Origin of the sequence: Longicatena caecimuris, from assembly GCF_004341945.1 — a bacterium.
GTDB lineage: Bacteria > Bacillota_I > Bacilli_A > Erysipelotrichales > Erysipelotrichaceae > Longicatena > Longicatena caecimuris.
In genome coordinates this window covers 1-19,331 of the sequence record NZ_SMBP01000008.1, presented here as the reverse complement: position 1 = coordinate 19,331, position 19,331 = coordinate 1, and the positions used below count along the sequence as shown (strand labels likewise).

Here is a 19,331-nt window from a genome sequence, read left to right as displayed (position 1 = left end):
GAAAATCAGATGGCTGGCATCTGATTTTGGGAGGTATCTTAACTAAGTTCTAATTCCTTTACTTCACAAAGCAACTTCACTTTACAAGTTGGATCATAGATATGAAAATTCTCATTAATACGATTCATGACCATAATGCCGGTATCATAATTACATGTAGGCAATAGGACAATAAACTGGGTCATGCTAAATCGTGATATCACATCGCCACTACGCAAAGAAATGCTTAAAATATGCTGCAAGTTTTTCATTGCACGATCAATTAAATTTAAATACATCTTACTTCCTTTAGGAATGTTGAGCATTGGTTTCACCGTAATCAAACCGCAATAAACAGAAATACCTAACCTTTTCGCCTGACGTGCTTGTAAACTGTAAATATTTTGGAATACGCCATACTCACAATAATACGCACCATTGGGCGAGCCTTCCGCTTGGATGTTGCTTTGAATCTTTTGCAAATCCAGCTCCTGTTCCTTTTGGTCTTTCAACATCTCCTGATAAAGATTTTTTAATTCATTATCCGGTTGTATACCTAACTGTGAATAAAGCAAATCTACCGTCTGTTTGTAGTGATGCATCGCCAATTTCTTCTTACCTTGACAAAGATAAGACTTAATTAGGTAATAATGAATCTTTTCATCTAATGTTTCAAATTTCAATGCCCGATTACATAGTTTTTCAATCGTGTCATATAAATGCTCTTCATCATAAATAGCGGACAAATCTTTAATAATGGAATGATACAACGATTGAAAATATGTTGCTGATGTAAGAATCACATGATCGCCGCTTAATTTAGGCAAAAAAGGGCCCCGATATAAATTCACACAGCGCTCTAGATACTCCTTTTTTTCATCTCTGTCTTTTGCTGCCTTAGCTTCATGAAAAGAAGCTTCAAAAATTTCAAAATCTAATTCACACAAGATATCCGGATTCCATCCATAAGCCCCGCGTTTGGTAACGATAAAGTCATCTCTTTTTAAAGTATCTTTGAGCGTAACTCTTAAACGATATACTAAATTTTTCAGCGCTCCGATTGGATTGTTACTTTCTCCTTTTTGCCAAAGAAAGTCACATAACTCACTACCCTCAATAATTCGTGTATGATTCATCAAAAAATATACCAGCAATTTCGCAATCTTGTCCGAATGAAAATCATGACTGCTGACAAGATTTTGTCGATAACGAAGTACCAAATCCTCAAACATTTGTACTTTCACGACCTCTGTTTCAGGCATACCCATAATCATCCTTCTTTCATACTCCTAGCATCTGAATCCTTTTTCCATCTCGTAATATTTTATCATATATTCGTCATATTTTGAAAAAATATCGATAACTTTTTTAATATCTCTTTTCACGTTTTTAATCTTACCCATTAATTTTTTTTAATCTTGTGCGAAATCACCTCATTTAGCTAAAAATGTTTTCTTTTTGGATATAATATGAAATCAATTGTATGAAAGAAAAAGATTTTGACAACTTGTGAATTGTAAGAAATACTTCATAAGTAATTACAAGGATTATGGTATAATTTGCTTACAAATTTGATGAGGAGGACAACTATGAAATTAGGGGAAAGTATTCGCAATACGAAAAAAACCATCACGAGTATTCTTTTTTTAATGCTCATCATCGCATTGATCTTCTTTGCGGGAATGAAATTTGCCGACCGTAACAGTGAACCTGAAATATCATCAACCGCGCTTGCCCAGCAACTGCAAGAGGTCAATGAACTAGCTGTTTTAGATTATAATTATACGAAAGTAGGAAAATTCGAGAATTCGTTAAAACTGAACGGCTGGAGCATTCCACTTACTAAGAAAAGCTTTTTATTAACGTACGCAGGTAGAATACAGGCCGGTGTTGATATGAGCGCGATGGAAGTAAATGTGAAAGGCAAGAAAATTCTTGTAACACTTCCCGAAGTTCGCATTCTCAATAATGTTTTAGATGAAAAAAGTATCGAAGTCTATGATGAAACTAAAAATATTTTCAATCCTATCAGTATCAACGATTATAAAACCTTTGCTACCAAACAAAAAGAGCGTGTTGAAGATGAAGCTATTGAAAATGGCTTATTGAGCGAGGCTGCAACCAAGGCCCAATCCACAATTCGTAAGTTCTTACAAATGATTCCGGAAATCAAAGATGATTATACCATTGAAGTTACCTTTAAAAAATAAAACACGCTTTCCTATATTGCTAAAAAGGAGCCGAACAAGATGACACATCTTATTGACTCCTTTTTTCTATTACACTGTACCATATGCAACATCTAAAGCTTGTTTAATATCTTGTATCAACGTATCGGGATGTTCTAATCCGGCATACATGCGAACGTGTGTTAATTTTAAGCCACGTTTTACTATATCCTCTTGATTTTTCCCTTTATATACCGGCAATGCCAAACTTTCAAAACCACCCCAACTTACACCTAATGTAAATACCTGCAACGCATTTACGAATGTCTTTAATTTTTCTAAATCATCATCTGCTAAATCGATTGCAAATAAACTTCCATATCCGGTTAAATATTTATCCGCCAACGCTTTTTGTTTCGCATCTCCGCAATATGGATGATGAATTTTCTCAATGCGCTTATCCTCGCGTAAAGCATCAATTACCTTTTGTATCGTTTCATGCACATTGCGCATACGTACAGGCAATGTACGCAAACCACGCAGGGCTAAGAAAGCATTCATTGGACTGCATGTTGCCCCCAAATATAAATATCCTTTTTCTTCAATTTGCGAAATGATTTCTTTCCGGCTGATAATCGCCCCACAGACAATATCAGAATGTCCGCCAACATATTTTGAACATGAATGAATCACCACATCAATGCCATGATCTAAGGGATGCTGATAAAGCGGTGATGCCCATGTATTATCAATTACGGTGACGATTTCTTTAGTTTTTGCAAAAGCAGCTAATTTCTGTAAATCAATCATTTCAAATTTTTGACTGGATGGACTTTCAAAGTAAATCATGCGGGTATGTTCTTGTACACGCTTTATAATCTCATCTACATCCGTTGTATTCACAACCTCACAACTTACGCCATACTTTTCAAAATAGCGTACCAATGACACGGTTGCCCCATACACCGTATTAACAAGCAACACATGATCTTGGGCTTTGAGCAATGTGATAATGGCTGCTGAAATGGCACCCATTCCTGATGCGAATACTTTACAGCGTTCCCCATGTTCCAAGACTGCCAGTTTTTCTTCCAACAATTCTACCGTTGGATTTGTGCCTCTGGTATATACATAAGAATCAAATTCATTGCTGCAGCCATAGGCAAAATCTTCAAAGTCTTCAAAGAAGAAAGAAGAAGTCATCACAATTTCCGGAGCCATTGCATGATATTGACGCTGACGCTTTTCTACTTCATTACATATATTTTCTATATATTCCATACTCTTACGCCCCTTCGATACGATACATGCGTTCATGCAGATGAATAAATTTTTCAGCTAAGATCTGCACGGTTTCTGCTGCCATCATCTGATCTTCCGCATGAATCAAAAGCAAGCGAATATCGATTTTTTCCTGATTGGCTTCTTTGGTAATGAGCTGCGCATGAATACGATGTCCCTCATGAAAACAAGAATCCCCTTCTGCCATCAAAGCTTTGGCTTTATCGTAATCATCTTGCTCTGCAGCTCCTATGGCTTCCATATAACAACTTTTCGCACTTCCGGCAAAACTAATGATTTGAAAACAGACGGCTTCAATTCCTTCCATATTAGCCAATCTCCTTTTTCACAACTTCCAGCACACCTTTGCCATCCATCATGCCATACATTGCCATATCGATGGTCATGACCTTACAGCTCGCCTCTTGTTTAACCTTTGCTTCCTGGAAACGAATCTGCGGTCCTAACAGGATGATATCTGCACTATCTTTTACTTGATTTAATTCATTGATTGAATAAGCATGAATATCACATGCATACTCCATCTGCGCAGCCGCCTTTTCCATAGCTTTTACTAAGATGCTTGTAGATGCTCCCTGAGAACATAATAAGACGATTTTTTTCATTTATGCCAACTCCTTTTTCTCTGCTTCTTCTTTTTCTGCTTCTTCTTTGATAAACTGATGATCTAACGCTTTGGTAAATGGCATGTAAATCAATACAGTCAATGCAACGATAACGATCTGTACAACTGCACCTTGCCATCCGCAAACTAAGAAACCACTGAATAAGAATGGTGTTGCCCATGGTGCCTGCACATTAGTAAATAATGGCATAAATCCGATATTCATAGCTAGATAGACAATCAGACAAGATAAGACTGGTGTAAGAATCATCGGAATCAGCATAAGGGGACTAAATACGGTTGGCGTAGCAAAAGTAACCGGTTCTGAAATATTGAATAAGGATGGTACAAAGGCCACTTTACTTACCGCCTTCATACGTTTACTGCGTGCGGCAATTAACATAGAAATTGTTAAACCGATCATCATACCGGCACCGCCAATTGTTAAGAATTGATCCAACATTTGTACCGTACCATAACTTCCGGTTGCACTTGTCAGATTTCCGGCATCTGCTAATACTTGATTGCTTGCAGCATTGGCATACAATAATGGATAAATCAAAGAGTTGATAACAGTAGGATGAATACCTGCCCACCATAATAAACCATTTAACAAGGCTACGATAACCATGGCCCATGGCTGTGAGATGATGACCTGCAATGGCAGCTGAATCAAGCTGAAGATAGCTTCCGGTAAGGATCCGGAAATAACCATACAAACACCATTGATGATCAGCATGACAGAAACAATCAATACGCCTGGAATTAATGCAGTAAACGCATTGATTACCATGGTTGGTACACTATCCGGCATTTTGATGGTCGCATTCTTTTTAATACAGAAACGGAAGATTTCCACCGTGATAAACGATGTGATAATAGCAGTCAGAATACCTTTTGTACCTAACCAGTCAAATTGCAAGATTCTTGTCGCAACTTCACCGGATTCTAAGGTTAATGTTTTCGGTGATACGACAACATAAGATACCAGCCCTAACACGGTGACCGTTAGTTTATCAAGTTCATAACTTTCAGATAATTTGTAAGATAAGGTACCAGCTAATAATAACCCCATTAAATTAAAGGTTGCACGATATGCTGGAGAAATAAAATCTGCCCAGTTTTCTCCAAAGATACCATTCATGAATTCCGCATAACCTGGAATTGGAAAGTCAGTAATCAACATGAATACCGTACCAATGATTGTTAACGGCATCAGTGCAAAGAAAGCACTTCGAAAAGCTTGGAAATATCGTGTATTTGTAATGACAGCTACTTTAGGGGTCAGCCATCCTTCTACCCATTTCAAAATCATATAATTTACCTCCATATGAGTTGTTAAGCGCTTCCAACTGCCTAATTTATACAATGGATATAACAAATTGTAAATAGGGTTGACAGTTTCTGTAAATTTGTTACTTTTTTTCTTATAGGATTCGTTTTAATTGCGTAATTTTGTTACGCAACCTACAATACATTCTGCTATTATACCAACATTCATGGTATAATATGAAAACGATCACGATACATATACATATTATGAAGAAAAGCGGAGGTCCCTATGAATTTATATGAGGAATTAAGAAAAAAAGATAGTTTCTCCAGTGTTGAAAAAGATGTAGCAGACTATATTGTAGAGAATGGGGAATCCATTTTGGATATGCCGATACAGCAGCTTGCAGCAAATACCTTTACTTCTACCACTACCATCATCCGCTTATGCAAAAAACTAGGCTTTAAAGGCTTTCGGGAGTTTAAGATTCGTTATTCGAAAGATCTGTTATCATATATGAACAGAGATACTCATGTAGATGTCAATTCTCCCTTTTCAGAAGGCGATTCTGCTGCCAGCATTGCTCAAAAAATCGCTTTGCTGACAAAAGATACCATCGCCTCAACACAAGCTACTTTAGATATGGATATTTTGCATCAAGTGGTACAGCAACTTTTGAAAGCACGTAATATTTTAGCTATTGGAGTCAGTGACAGTTTTGTCCGCATCATCGATTTCCAAAATAAAATGCTGAAGATCAACATGTTTGTTAAAATTTCATATCTTCAGCCCGATCAAGCTTATTTATGCACCCATGCTACCAGTGAAGATGTGGCTTTGTTGATTTCTTATAGTGGCAGAACGGCTGAAGTTATCAATGAAGCACGTATCTTAAAACAAGGTGGTGTGAAAACCATTGCCATTACCTCGAATGCAGCAAGCCCTTTAGCCCAATTGTGTGATACATTGATCATGCTGCCAAATGAGGAAGATATTCAAATAGCGACCTATTCCTTTTCCTCACAGCTTGCAATCGAATATGTTTTAAATGTCATCTATTCTTGTATTTATAAATCAAATTATGAAAAAAACAAAGAGCATTTATATCACTCTCGTCAAAAATATCTACACTTGTAACAGCTATCTTTTTAATTATATGGGAAAGGTGATGAAACAAATCTTTCTCACATAATTGCTTAAAAATCCATCAGATAAGGTTTAAAATGCAAAAGAATATGCTATAATATTAACTGCGATTTAGCACGAAAGTATGTTTTGTTTTTAAAAAAGCCCTCTTGGTGGAATGGATATCACGCCACTCTCCTAAAGTGGAATTACAAGTTCGATTCTTGTAGAGGGCGCCAGTAAATCAATAACTGTTAACTAAAACAGGCAAAAAGAGGCTTTGTCCATCCGGTACAAATGCCTTTTTTATTTTTCCACATAACATTGTCCATGATAAATAGCTTTTTGATAAAAAGCCATTGCTTTGCTTTTACTAGCAAAAGAAAAGACACCGCCAAAGTGTCTTTTCTCCAATCATCTGTGCACGTACCGCAGACGATTGTATGGAAGATTCATGTACTGCCAATTAAAAGAGGGATGAAGTAATCTAATTGACGTGTCCACCATTTCCATCCTGTTCCTGCATCATAATCCCAATACTCCACAATCACTGGTATATCCTTTAAGCGTAAAACCTCTTCAAGCTCCCGCAAATTGCCTTCTGCTTCCGGCGCCATCGGATAACGCCCACTACATAATACCATATTGGTATTTTGATATGCTTTTACTTTTTCCCCATGCAAATTGCGTAGGATGACTTCCGGTGTGTTTTTCAAAATAAGTTCATCATAGTAATATGGAATATAATGCGATATCTTATAAATACCGCTTAGGCAAAGCACTTTACGGATATATTCAGGAATTCGAAGATAAAGATTCATGGCATGCATCGCACCGATATCTATGCCGCATACCATGATCTGTTCCATGAAGGTAACAGATCTGATATAAGGAACGAGCTCCTGTTGAAGAAACTGCATCCAGCTTTCATATAACTGCATTTTCTCATGATTGCTTACTTCATTATCATCCCAAACATCATCACAAGTAGCGCAGATATAAAACCGGATCCTGCCACGTTCAAGCTGCTCCAACAGTTCACTCGACAGAGCATAATGAAGGAATTCGTTGACTCCTTCATGCAGAGGCATGAAAACAAGACAAGGTACGCCATTGCTGCCAATTGTCTTAACTGTCACATCGGCATGAAGCATGTTACTATGCAATACGCACATCGTTACTTCAGCTGTCTTCATAACCATCCCTCCTCTAACTATGCTCATATCTAGGTCAGTTATATTATACACCTTTACAAATCCATATGTAAACGATATCATCGCATTTTACCTAGAGATGTTAGCTTTTGGTGTTGATTAACACATAAACATCTTATCGAACGCTATTTACGGATACTTCCTAATGCTCAGGATACCGTTTATTTAAAAAAGTTTGGTATGAAAGGTGACCATACCATCCTTTCCTGTTTTATTCACTATGTTTTAAGAGCTTGTCATAAAAAGAAACGCTTTTTTCATATGCCATCACTCGTATGTTATTCTCCTTATTATAAATGTCTATAGGATTTCAGCCTTACAATCATCGATTTTATCCCTGTTCATGTACATCCTTTCATAAAACTGCTAAAATAATGAAGGAAAGGATTCATGTAACTCGTCTTTAGCAAAGACAATAGCATGAAATTGGGTGAAGTATGTATAAAGATAATGGAATATCTGAATTAATTTATGAATATTTGCATACCTGTTTGTCATTCAATCGATATCCATATGGTACGCCATTTCCTTCCATTCATGAGATTGCCATGCGTTTCCATGTAGCAAAAGAAACGGTGCGGAAAATATATAAACGCTTAGCATGCGAAGGGTTTATTCGTATGGATGAGCGCAAACAGACAATATCCTGTTATCATAAAAAGGAGGACACTTCTTACACATTAGCATATTTTCACAATTGTCGTTATCTTTATGAAGATCTATTGCAAAGTACTTCCTTGCTTTTTTCCAATATCATGCAGGAAGCTGCCACAGCTTTAACGAAGAAGGATCGACAAAAGATTTTAGCCATATTGGATGATGATCAGCAATATCACTTAGAAAACATTACCCATATTTGTCTTATTTATCTTGCCAAACTACACAATGAGCTGATTATCAGTTTCTTTTTGCAGCTCATTCATTTTTTGCGTTTTCCTTATCTGCTGCATCACGATATGATTAACGATTTAGATTTTCTATTTGCAGAAAAGACCAGTATCCTAATTTTAAAGGATAAATTAACCCATTATCCAAACAGTCCTTGGAAAGATACCTATATCAATATGCCTGCACGCTATATCCATTATTTCCAAGCATACCTTGATGCGCATCCTATACAACAACAAAAAAGCGCAACGATACCATTTCAATGGTCATTGCAACATCGCCATTCGCAGCAATGCTATTCCATTGCGACTGCCCTTTTGGTAAAACTGGATGATGCAGAGTATGTCGAAGGTACTTATCTGCCATCCCATCATGAGCTTGTGCAATCTTTACAAGTTTCAAACAGCACCATTCGACGTGCCTTAGATCTTTTGGATGGTATGGGTATTATCAAGACCAAGAAAGGAAAAGGCCGGTATGTATATACAGCCTGTAATGACTGTGATATTACCTATGAGCGCTCCTCAGTTCAAAAGATGTTAAAACAATATCAGCAAAGTCTTAGTTTTCTGGAACTGATCGTTCCTGCTGTGATCACGCAATTGCCAATGCATGCAACTTTTGATTTTACCCATCTGAAGCAGCTTGTAGAGAAGCAAGAGGAATATCTGATGGGGTATGCTATTTTGCAGCAGCTTTTAAAGGTAAGTGAACTCGTTGTAGCAAAAGAATGTATACGCACCCTATATCAGATACAATTATGGGGAAAACAGCTTTCCCATGTATTACAAATGCAGCAGCACGATAAGACGATTACACAATATGCATGCTCCTTTATGCAAGCAATAGAAAAGCAAGATTATACAACAGCAGCTCAAAGTGCATATGCCCTTTTTCATGCGCAAAGTACAGCTACAACAACTTGGCTGCATGCTCATCTTATAAAATGAGACACTTTTAAAAAAATAGGATAAAATCCTATCAGAAAACCACATTCTTTGAAGAATAAAGTGTTATGAATATGATACAATAGGAATAACTGAGAAAGGAAAGGTATATTGTGAATAAGCGATGCTATTCCAGTATATGAGGTATCAAGAAATGGAAAAAGAACTAAGAACATTTTTTTCAGAATATAAGCGTATCAACGCTTCCTATACATTGGCTTTTTCTACCATGTATTTTGATATGGCCACCATCGCGCCAAGTGCTGGTATCCCCTATCGCAATGAGATGATGTCAATTCTGGCAGGGGAAGCTTTTGCCTATCAGATGAATCCTGAGCATCTAAAGAAATTAGAAACCTTAATGAAGATTACCAAGGACGAAAAATTAAAGAAAGAATTGGCCTTGTATTTCAAAGAGTTGGATATCAATCGCAACTTGCCAAAAGATGTGTATATCCGCTTCAAAAAGACCGTTGCGGACAGTGAAGAAGCATGGCAGATAGCAAAAGAACGTGATGACTATAAACACTTTAAGCAGCATCTGATCCAAGTCATCAAAGCACAGAAAGAAGTCATAAGCTATGTTGAAAAAGATTGCAGCGATTATGATTATTTATTAGATCGTTATCAGTCAGGTATGAATCGTGAAAAATATGATGCCTTTTTTGCCCGCATCAAAACAGAACTATTACCACTCATTCAGCGCATTCAAAAAGAAGGACGCAAGATTGATGACAGTCTTTTATATCAAGATTTTGATCTTTGTGAACAGGAAGCTTTCATGCAAGAATTAAATGCGTATATGCAAGTAGATCCGACGAAATGCTACATGGGAACGACCGAGCATCCTTTTACAGATTTCTTTTCCGCAAACGAAGCACGTATTACAACTCATTATTATAAAGACAATGTCCTATCGGCTATTTTTTCAACCATTCATGAATATGGTCATGCCTTATACAGTCTGCAGGTTGATGAAACATTTACCGATACAGCCTTTAAAAATGATATCGGATTTGCCATGCATGAATCACAATCACGCTTAATGGAAAACCATATCGGACGTAACAAAGCCTTTTGGGAATACAACTATCCAAAGCTGCAAGCCCATTTCCCTAAGCAATTGCAACAGGTATCACTGGATCAATTCATGACCATGATCAATGCTTCAAAACCTTCCTTGATCCGTACGGAAGCAGATGAACTTACCTATCCGATTCATATCCTTATTCGCTATGAGCTTGAAAAAGAAATCTTTGATGGCAAGGTTGATTATGAACATTTAGATACCATGTGGAATGATAAATATGAAGAGTATCTCGGTATTCGTCCAACGCATGATAAAGATGGCATTTTGCAGGATATGCATTGGGGTGCTGCGGATTTGGGATATTTTGCGACCTATGCATTGGGTAGTGCATATGCCGCCCAATTCTATCACGCCATGCAACAGGATATCGATGTTGAAGACGCCTTACGCAAAGGTGATTTCAAGATTATCAGTGATTGGCTAAAAGAACACGTGCATCGTTATGGAGCAAGCTTAACAGCTGATGAAATTCTGCTCAAAGCAAGTGGAGAACCTTTCAATCCAGAATATTATATAGACTATTTGAAAAATAAGTTTATGAAAGTTTATGGTCTATCGCATGTATAAAAAAGCGTAAAAACACGCTTGAGAATCTTTGAAGTAAATGGAGTCGACATCATGAAAACAATAGAAGAGGCAAAAAACATCTGCCGTACAATATGGCATCTTTATTTAGAACAGCGAGACTATAAAACATTAGCCACCTTTGTTGATCAGGAAATGACGCTGATTGGTACAGGGGCGCATGAAATCTGTCATACCAGTGCGGAGTGTTTTCAGAAGCTGTATCAGGAAGAAGAACAATGGGATGGTTCCTTTCTCATCACTCGCGAATGGTATCAAGGATATGCGTGTGATGCACATACCTTCAATATCATAGGGGAACTGCATACAAAAGAAAATGGAAAAAATCGCATTATTTATGAGGTCACAACACGCTTTACCATGTTGCTTCATTATAAGAATGAGCAATGGAAAGTTTTGCATGTCCATCAATCTGTTGGTGATCATAATCAGATGGATAATGAATTTTTTCCTAAACACATTGTCGATCAAAGCAATCGGATGTTGAAAGAGCGCATTGCGCAAAAGACGAAAGAATTAGAAGAGCGAAATCAGCAGGTTCTTTATTACTCACAATATGATTATTTGACGGATATCTGGAATCGCCAATATTGTGAAAAACAGATTGAACAGACTATGGCGAAACATGCTTATGGCATCATGCTGATGATTGATGTTGATCATTTTAAATGGTTTAATGACAGCTATGGACATCCTTTCGGTGATAAGGTGTTGAAAACGCTGGCTTATTGCATGAAAACCGTGTTCTTCCAAGGGCTATGCGGACGAATTGGCGGAGATGAGTTTGTTGTCTATGGAACAAATTGTGAAGGTGATATCACTTGTGTAGAAGATAAGATCAATAGTTTTTTTGCCTATTGGAAACAAGCACAAAAAGCACTTGATATTGCACAGACAATTACGTTAAGCGTTGGTGTTGCCTATTATCCGATACATGGTACAAACTTTGATAAGGTATGGCAACATGCGGATAAAGCCATGTATGAAGCTAAGAAACATAGCGATAACACCATCTGTTTTTATGACACAAAGCATTGATATTTGCATATCATCCTATATAGCAACGATAAGGTTTATTCAAGCTTTGCCGATATATCAAAAAAAGTCCATCAGGACTTTTTTCATTTTATTGGCGCACCCGACAGGTCTCGAACCTGCAACCGTCAGAATCGGAATCTGATACTCTATCCAATTGAGCTACGGGCACATATCAGCTTTCCTATTATAGCACAACAATGCATGCTGTGCCATAAGCAATTTAAAGCTTTTCCTCCATAATACGTATATTAAAAAGTAAACTCCACATAAAACGATTGAAATTATGCTTTCATAAACCATGTTTGCATACACACAACACTTATGGAAAGAACATCCTTTCGAGCATGTGTATTTCCAGAGTATAACTTAAGATCATCGCCTTCTGTGAAAACATACAATAAGGAAGTACAAAAATCATGCATCCTCTTCACTAACATGTTTTAGATAAGATCGCGCAATGACATTCATACTTCCTTTTTTAAATTGTGATTGCTTACTCAATTGATTTCAAAGATTCGACCATTGGTATTTTTTTCAGCTTTCGATACATTACTAAATTTACCATGATAGCAAACAACATCGTGATTGCCACGGCATAGCCAAAGGATACCAAATAGATATTGCGGCCAAACATGACATTCTCAAGTTCTGCCAGGCTCATGATCAGTGCATGCAGACCTATACCGACAAAGATTCCCGCGATGGAACCGATAAAGGTCAATACGATATTTTCACGATAAACATAAGCGGATACTTCATTATCATAAAAACCTAAGACCTTAATGGTTGCAATCTCTCGCAGACGTTCAGAGATATTAACATTCGTCAGGTTATATAGGACAACAAAGGCAAGCAGTCCGGCGGAGATAATCAATACCACAACAACAAAAGATAAGGAAGAAATGGTATCTTCAAAGCTTGCGGCAATACCGGAATAGAAAGTGAGTGAACTGACGTTATCTTCTTTCATTAAAGTATTACCTAAAGCATTTTCCACTTCACTAGTTGTTGTCTTTAATTTCGCAAACACTGTCGTATCACTCGCTGAACGATGATAAATCTTTTTATAATAGGATGGTGTCATATACAAAGCATGACCTACATAGTTTTCGCAGATCCCACTGATTTTAACTTTACGTTTTACACCATCTCCATTATCAACAGCAAACGTATCGCCTATTGATAAATGCTTCATCTTGGCAAGCTTTTCCGTAATAATCGCCCCATCATCATGTAAGGTAAGCAGTTCATGGCTTTTTCGTGTCCGCAGCATGATATAATCACGGAACTGTTGGACATCCGATGGTACATAAAGATCAATGCCCTTATCCTCACCACTATCCGCATAAAAGCCATGGTAGACAGCCATCGACGATGCCTCTTTAACAGCATCTTGACTTTGGACCTTTTTTAATAACTTTTCTTTCTGAGAAGCTGTTATATCACTATCAAATTCCATACTCATATCAAAAGCATAGATTTCCTGATATTGCTTTACGGCTATTTCCCCGATCGAGTCCTGAATGCCAAAACCAGCCAACAGTAAAGCCGTACAGCCACTGATTCCGATTACGGTCATAAAGAAACGTTTTTTATAACGGAAGATATTACGAGCTGTTACTTTATGAATAAAGTTAAAATGTTTCCATATGAATGGAATACGTTCCATAAGAATCTTCTTACCGTTTTTCGGAGCCTTTGGACGCATCAATTGGGAAGGAACTTCGATCAGCTCTTTGTAACAAGCCATAATGGCAGCTGCTACCGTAATCAAGGATGCTAACAGGATCGCTGTGGCTGCTAATGGAATCTGTGCCTGCAATTGCACTGATGGCATATTATACATAATACCCCAAGCATTGTAGATCACGGTAGGGAAAATGATCATTCCAATCACCGCACCAAAAATACCGCCGCATACACTGGCAATCGACGCATAAATAATATACTTCATCGCAATATGCGCTTTGGTATAACCAAGTGCTTTTAAAGTACCGATTTCCTGACGCTGTTCATCTACCATGCGCGTCATCGTCGTTAAGCAAACAAGTGCTGCTACCAAAAAGAAGAAAAGTGGGAATACCTTTGATATGGCGCCCATACGATCTGCAGCACTGCCATAGTCCATATAAGAGTAATGTGAATGGCGATCTAATACATAGGTTTTAGGTTCCTTTAAATCGTTGATATCCTGTTCACTTTGGTCTAGTTTTTCTTTTGCTTTCTTTAATTTATCAGCACCATCTTTTTTCTGTACATTTAACTCCCGCTGCCCATTTGCCAACTCTTTTTTTCCATGATTGATTGTCTGTTGCGCAGAAGCAAATTCACGTTCAGCTGTTTTTTTAGCTTCTGCTAACTGTATCTTACCTTGTTTTAATTGCTGTTCCCCCAAAGCTATCTGCTGTTTGCTCTGCGTCAGTTTTTTTTCACCTTGCGCAAGCTGTGTCTGAGCGCTTTGCTTTTGCGTTTGTAATGGCTGCAACGTCATCTGTAGTTTTTGCATTCCGGCAATGATTTCCTGCTGTTTTACAGACAAGATCTGTTTTTCATCTTCACTAAGATCAGGAGCAGCAAGCTGAGCATCCAAGGCGGCCTTTTGTTGTTTTAATTGTTGCAGCTGTGCTTGCAACTGTGCGATATTTTTATCCAATAAGGCAAGCTGTTGCTGTACCGTCTTTTTTTGTTTTGCGAATTCGGCTTTGCCCTTTTCATACTCCTGACGCGCTTGCTTCAGCTTATTTGCATTTGTGTTAAGCTCTGCTTCTTTTTCCTGAAAGGTGATGGCCGTTGTCTGTTTCTTATGATTTAATTCCTGCTGTCCATCCTGTAATGATGTTTGCGCATCCGCCAATTTTTGTTGCGCTTTGGCTATTTCATTATCATATTTTTGTTTTTGCTTTCGATATTCCTTACGTCCATCCGCAATCTTACGCAATGCTTTGTCGCGTATATCTTGAAAACGATCAGCTACCTTTGTTTCCACAAGTGACGTAACCTCTTTTTTTACCGGTTTCACAATATCAAAATATGCATCATCATAGGAATTCAGCTGTTTTACATTATCTAGTGTTAAATAGATTTCCGTGAAATATTCGCCTTTGAAATTTTCTTCCGGAATGAACGCATAATTATTAATTTCTCCACTGCCAATTGACGAACTGCCCTTTTCATAAGATAAATAATATGGTGTATTTACCTTGCCGACAATTGTATAGGTTGTTCGTTTTAAACGATCACGTAAGGCATCCTCTGTTCCGCTTGCAAAGGTAATTTTATCACCGATATTCATACCGGATTGACGAATAGCATCCTTTTCAATTACGCATTCATCATTTTTCTTAGGTAAGCGTCCTTCGATGACTCTGGCTTGATTGATATAGTTTTTATTGTTCGCAGCACTGTCAAGGGGCATCGACATAAGCTTAAATACACGCATCTGATTATGGCGCATATTTACCACATCCATACTATAGCTGCCATAAACACCATTTACTCCGTTTACTTTGGTCAATGCCTGCACATCTTCTTTGCTCATGCCAATTGTTGACATAACTTTTATATCCATCAGATTATAGTCATCAAAATACTTATCTGCGCTCCCCTTCATATCAGGTACACTTGCTTTTACTCCAGCAAAAAACGCCACTCCGATTCCCACAATCATAAAAATGGAAATAAAGCGTCCCAGCGATTTTCGCATTTCACGAAAGGTATCTTTTAAAAGCGCTTTTTTCGTCATTAATACTCGATCCTTTCTACCGGCAGCGGATGTTCATTGATCGTCACACTTTCAATTTTTCCGTTGCGCACCTTGATAACTTTATCCCCCATGGCAGTTAATGCCAAGTTATGGGTGATAACAATGACACTGACCCCACGTTGGCGGCAGGTGTCCTGCAAAAGTTTTAATATCTGTTTTCCAGTATTATAATCCAAAGCTCCCGTAGGCTCATCGCATAACAAAAGTTTAGGATTTTTAGCAATAGCACGGGCAATGGCTACTCGCTGCTGTTCTCCTCCGGACAATTGCGCCGGGAAGTTTTGACTGCGTTCTTTTAAGCCTACCGCCTCAATCGTTTCATCAATATCTAAGGGTTCTTTGCAAATTTGTGTTGCCAATTCCACGTTTTCTTTTACCGTCAGATTTTGTACCAAATTGTAAAACTGAAATACAAAACCAATATCATAACGGCGATAGGTGGTCAGCTGTTTTGCATTATAGGCGCTGATTTCTTTGCCATCCACATAAATCGTTCCGCTGCTTACACTATCCATACCACCAAGGATGTTTAAAATCGTACTTTTTCCGGCACCGCTCGCCCCGGCTATGACGACAAATTCACCTTTCTCTATGGAAAAATCTACACCGCTTAATGCTTCAATCTGAACTTCACCCATCTGATATATTTTTTTTACATTTTGAAATTCAATATATGCGCTCATAAAGCCGCCTCCATCTTCTATCATGTTCTATTATACTAGAATTTTCGTTGAAAAGCAGGGCTTTTCCATGTTTTCAATAGTTTTTGCGCTTTTTCTCTTCTGTTTTAAAAAAGCTTACCAAAGCAATCTTATCCTACACACACTTTTTCCTACCATTCCTCATAGAATAAGGAATACTAAAAGAGGAAAAACGGTATGAGCATACCGTTTTAAACATCTGATGTATTGTTTTCACAATTTTTCTTAAATTGTTGAAAAGGTTGGGGCTTACCAAAATAATACCCTTGAATGTAATCAAGTCCCATCGTTTTTACCTTTTCATATTCTTCTTTTGTTTCTACCCCTTCCAACAGTACTTTTATATTCACATCATGACATAGGGTAACAATAAAGCGAATAAACGTCGCATCAAAATTGCTGGTGAGTACATCTTTCATAAACACTTTATCAATCTTAACAATATCGGCCGGTGCTTTTTTTAATACCCCAAGAGAAGAAAAGCCTGTTCCAAAATCGTCCATGGCAATGCGAATGCCTAAAGCGCGGATCTTATGAAATAATGTTTGTTGCATATCATCATTTTTTACCATATAGCTTTCGGTCATCTCCACAATGATATGCGAAGGATCGATCATTTCTTCTTTTAGTACCTGTTGCATGAAAGCAAGAAATTGCAAATCACTTAATTGTATATAAGATAAATTGATACTTACACAGAAAGTAGGGAGTATCGTCGTCATTTCTTTACAGTACTGCACTGCTTTTTGAAAGATCCATTTGCCTGCTTCATTGATCAAGCCGCTTTTTTCTAACAAGGGAATAAAAATTAATGGTGGCACATTGCCATAAATATCGCTCTTCCATCTGGCTAAAGCCTCAGCTCCAACGATTTGCTTGGTATTTGCATCGACCTGTGGTTGAAAGTGCAATGCAAAACCGATAAAATCGTGTTCAATACTGTAACGCAATTGTTCTATCAGATCAAGCTCGCGCATTTCATGCAACCGCATGCCTTTTTCATAAAATGTTAAACGATTCCGTCCATTGCGTTTACTGTGATCCAATGCGTAACGTAAATTCTTTGAGATATTCATGACATCTGCGGCATCATCTGGACAATTTAATGCAGCAGCCGAAATCGTAATATGATATTTACGATCATTTAATTCCTGCTGGGTACGGTAAATATGCTGAATATCCGCAAATACTTCTTCCATCTGTTTTTTGGAAGCAGCTTGAGCGAAAATCACATGGAATTCATCACCATCATGACGATACATCTTTGCCCCTTGCGGCAAGATGGATTGAATCTGCTGAGCTGTTTTTGCTAATACTTCATCGCCGAAACGATGATTGTGAAACTTGTTGATATTAGAAAAATTATCCAGATCCAACAGCATCACACTGAATGGACGAGTATTCTTTTTTGTCAGCATTTGCTCAATCGTATCTTCAAATTCATATTTATTAAACAGACCTGTTAAATGATCGATCTTATTCTTTTTACTGAGGTCGGTTATCATACCGGCAAATAAGATAGGATTTCCATCCATATCCCGCTCCACATGTCCCCGACATCTGAGCCATACCCACTCCCCACGGCAATTCTTAGCACGGTATTCCACATTATGACAATCACTGCGATTGTCTGCAATGGCCAGATTAGCTTCCAAAAAGGCTTGTTGATCCGCTTCATGAATGTGCTTGCCCCATTCCAAAGCCGCATCATGAATCACCTGCTGAGGAAGCCCAAACTCTTTTACCATTGCTTGCGAATATAAAAAAGTAGAGGGATCTTCTGCCATATTACATACATAAATATAATCATCGGTACTGGCTACTAAAGCATGCAACAGACATTTTGTATCATAAGAAAATTGTCTGGCATCTTCATCTTCAAGAAAATGATGTAAGATAGAATAACGTGCCTTATCTAAGTGATAACGGCGTTTCCATTGATACATCGCATCATCACATTCCATGATTACTTGTTTAGCCGTGATCTTTTGTGTCGGTTCTACAAGGGTAAGGCCATAACAAAAGCTGATGTGAAATGCATCCTTATCGGTTTTACGGGCAAGGTATTCCATTATCTTTTGTAAACGATCATGAATCTCTTGGCGCTGTTTTGCAGGATATATACAAAGAAATTCGTCTCCACTAAATCGTGCAGCATATTCTTCTTGCTGCAGATCTTGTTTTAAACATTGTGCAACCTGTTGGATAACAGCATCACCTGCATCATGACCATATTTCGTATTTATATCGGTTATATCATTAATATCGATCAGGGCAACACATAAAAGCTGGTTGCGCAGGATTGCTTTTTTCAATTCTTTTTCTAAACACACTTCCCCGGCATGCCGATTCAACAAAGTGCTTAAACGATCCATTTCTTCTGTAAAATGCAAAGATTTACTCTTTTCGTTTTGCATGTCCCAACCTCCTGATACCTCTTTCATTGTAACGCAAATCATAAAAAATAAATAGAGGAAAGTCGGTTTTTCTTAGGTTTCGTATTCTCGTTATCAGATAAAAACTTGTTTCCGAACACAGCTATGTCGTATAATAAAGAAAAAGGAGCTAGCTATTAAGAAGTCAAGCCTTTTTGAAAAAGATTAAAAAAGCATGACAAAAACAAGTGCTGGTAAGAGCACAAAAATTGATCTTTG

Annotated in this window: 14 protein-coding genes and 2 tRNA genes; 6 read left to right on the top strand and 10 right to left on the bottom strand. The window is 37.7% G+C overall.

What is annotated here, in order from left to right:
* Positions 1 to 38: 38 nt before the first annotated feature.
* Positions 39 to 1,247 carry an AfsR/SARP family transcriptional regulator gene (locus EDD61_RS06015; protein ID WP_020990891.1) on the bottom strand — a complete coding sequence of 403 codons (1,209 nt, stop codon included), beginning with the start codon at positions 1,245 to 1,247 and terminating at the stop codon, positions 39 to 41.
* A gap of 321 nt (positions 1,248 to 1,568) precedes the next feature.
* Here EDD61_RS06015 and EDD61_RS06010 point away from each other — a divergent pair, with 321 nt between their 5' ends.
* Positions 1,569 to 2,189 carry a DUF4230 domain-containing protein gene (locus tag EDD61_RS06010; protein ID WP_008979782.1) on the top strand — a complete coding sequence of 207 codons (621 nt, stop codon included), beginning with the start codon at positions 1,569 to 1,571 and terminating at the stop codon, positions 2,187 to 2,189.
* A gap of 69 nt (positions 2,190 to 2,258) precedes the next feature.
* On the opposite strand, the gene EDD61_RS06005 is transcribed toward EDD61_RS06010, so the two are convergent.
* The 4 genes from EDD61_RS06005 to EDD61_RS05990 are packed head-to-tail and all read right to left on the bottom strand — an operon-like array spanning position 2,259 to position 5,368.
* Complete coding sequence (locus tag EDD61_RS06005; RefSeq protein WP_008979783.1) at positions 2,259 to 3,428, bottom strand: trans-sulfuration enzyme family protein; 1,170 nt, start codon at positions 3,426 to 3,428, stop codon at positions 2,259 to 2,261.
* Between the two features lie 4 nt (positions 3,429 to 3,432).
* Entirely contained in the window at positions 3,433 to 3,756 is a 324-nt protein-coding gene (locus EDD61_RS06000; protein WP_008979784.1) for a PTS sugar transporter subunit IIA, read from the bottom strand.
* Between the two features lies 1 nt (position 3,757).
* Positions 3,758 to 4,054, bottom strand: coding sequence for a PTS sugar transporter subunit IIB (locus EDD61_RS05995; protein ID WP_008690671.1), 297 nt, complete (start codon positions 4,052 to 4,054; stop codon positions 3,758 to 3,760).
* Positions 4,055 to 5,368: a PTS sugar transporter subunit IIC gene (locus tag EDD61_RS05990; protein ID WP_119983270.1), complete on the bottom strand. Its 1,314-nt coding sequence runs from the start codon at positions 5,366 to 5,368 to the stop codon at positions 4,055 to 4,057.
* A 246-nt stretch (positions 5,369 to 5,614) separates the two neighbouring features.
* On the opposite strand from EDD61_RS05990, the gene EDD61_RS05985 reads away from it, so the two are divergent.
* Both EDD61_RS05985 and EDD61_RS05980 read left to right on the top strand, forming a co-directional pair.
* On the top strand, positions 5,615 to 6,463 hold the full coding sequence (locus EDD61_RS05985; protein WP_008979786.1) for a MurR/RpiR family transcriptional regulator: 849 nt from the start codon (positions 5,615 to 5,617) through the stop codon (positions 6,461 to 6,463).
* Positions 6,464 to 6,615: 152 nt separating this feature from the next.
* Positions 6,616 to 6,690 (top strand) — tRNA-Arg (locus tag EDD61_RS05980).
* 213 nt (positions 6,691 to 6,903) lie between these two features.
* On the opposite strand, the gene EDD61_RS05975 is transcribed toward EDD61_RS05980, so the two are convergent.
* Complete coding sequence (locus EDD61_RS05975) at positions 6,904 to 7,647, bottom strand: alpha/beta hydrolase-fold protein (protein ID WP_132224536.1); 744 nt, start codon at positions 7,645 to 7,647, stop codon at positions 6,904 to 6,906.
* Between the two features lie 455 nt (positions 7,648 to 8,102).
* Here EDD61_RS05975 and EDD61_RS05970 point away from each other — a divergent pair, with 455 nt between their 5' ends.
* The 3 genes from EDD61_RS05970 to EDD61_RS05960 all read left to right on the top strand — a co-directional run bounded on the left by EDD61_RS05970 (position 8,103) and on the right by EDD61_RS05960 (position 12,213).
* On the top strand, positions 8,103 to 9,503 hold the full coding sequence (locus EDD61_RS05970; protein ID WP_132224534.1) for a GntR family transcriptional regulator: 1,401 nt from the start codon (positions 8,103 to 8,105) through the stop codon (positions 9,501 to 9,503).
* 151 nt (positions 9,504 to 9,654) lie between these two features.
* Positions 9,655 to 11,157 (top strand): carboxypeptidase M32, encoded by a 1,503-nt coding sequence (locus EDD61_RS05965; RefSeq protein WP_020990893.1) that lies wholly within the window; start codon positions 9,655 to 9,657, stop codon positions 11,155 to 11,157.
* Between the two features lie 51 nt (positions 11,158 to 11,208).
* Positions 11,209 to 12,213, top strand: a complete 1,005-nt coding sequence (locus EDD61_RS05960) for a GGDEF domain-containing protein (protein ID WP_132224532.1) — start codon at positions 11,209 to 11,211, stop codon at positions 12,211 to 12,213.
* A gap of 92 nt (positions 12,214 to 12,305) precedes the next feature.
* Here the strand turns inward: EDD61_RS05960 and EDD61_RS05955 are convergent.
* The 4 genes from EDD61_RS05955 to EDD61_RS05940 all read right to left on the bottom strand — a co-directional run bounded on the left by EDD61_RS05955 (position 12,306) and on the right by EDD61_RS05940 (position 19,094).
* Positions 12,306 to 12,382 (bottom strand) — tRNA-Arg (locus EDD61_RS05955).
* A gap of 324 nt (positions 12,383 to 12,706) precedes the next feature.
* Positions 12,707 to 15,955 carry an ABC transporter permease gene (locus tag EDD61_RS05950; protein WP_132224530.1) on the bottom strand — a complete coding sequence of 1,083 codons (3,249 nt, stop codon included), beginning with the start codon at positions 15,953 to 15,955 and terminating at the stop codon, positions 12,707 to 12,709.
* Positions 15,955 to 16,659, bottom strand: a complete 705-nt coding sequence (locus EDD61_RS05945; RefSeq protein ID WP_008690660.1) for an ABC transporter ATP-binding protein — start codon at positions 16,657 to 16,659, stop codon at positions 15,955 to 15,957. The genes EDD61_RS05950 and EDD61_RS05945 overlap by 1 nt, the downstream gene beginning before the upstream one ends.
* Positions 16,660 to 16,868: 209 nt before the next feature.
* Entirely contained in the window at positions 16,869 to 19,094 is a 2,226-nt protein-coding gene (locus EDD61_RS05940; protein WP_120136665.1) for a bifunctional diguanylate cyclase/phosphodiesterase, read from the bottom strand.
* Positions 19,095 to 19,331: the final 237 nt, after the last annotated feature.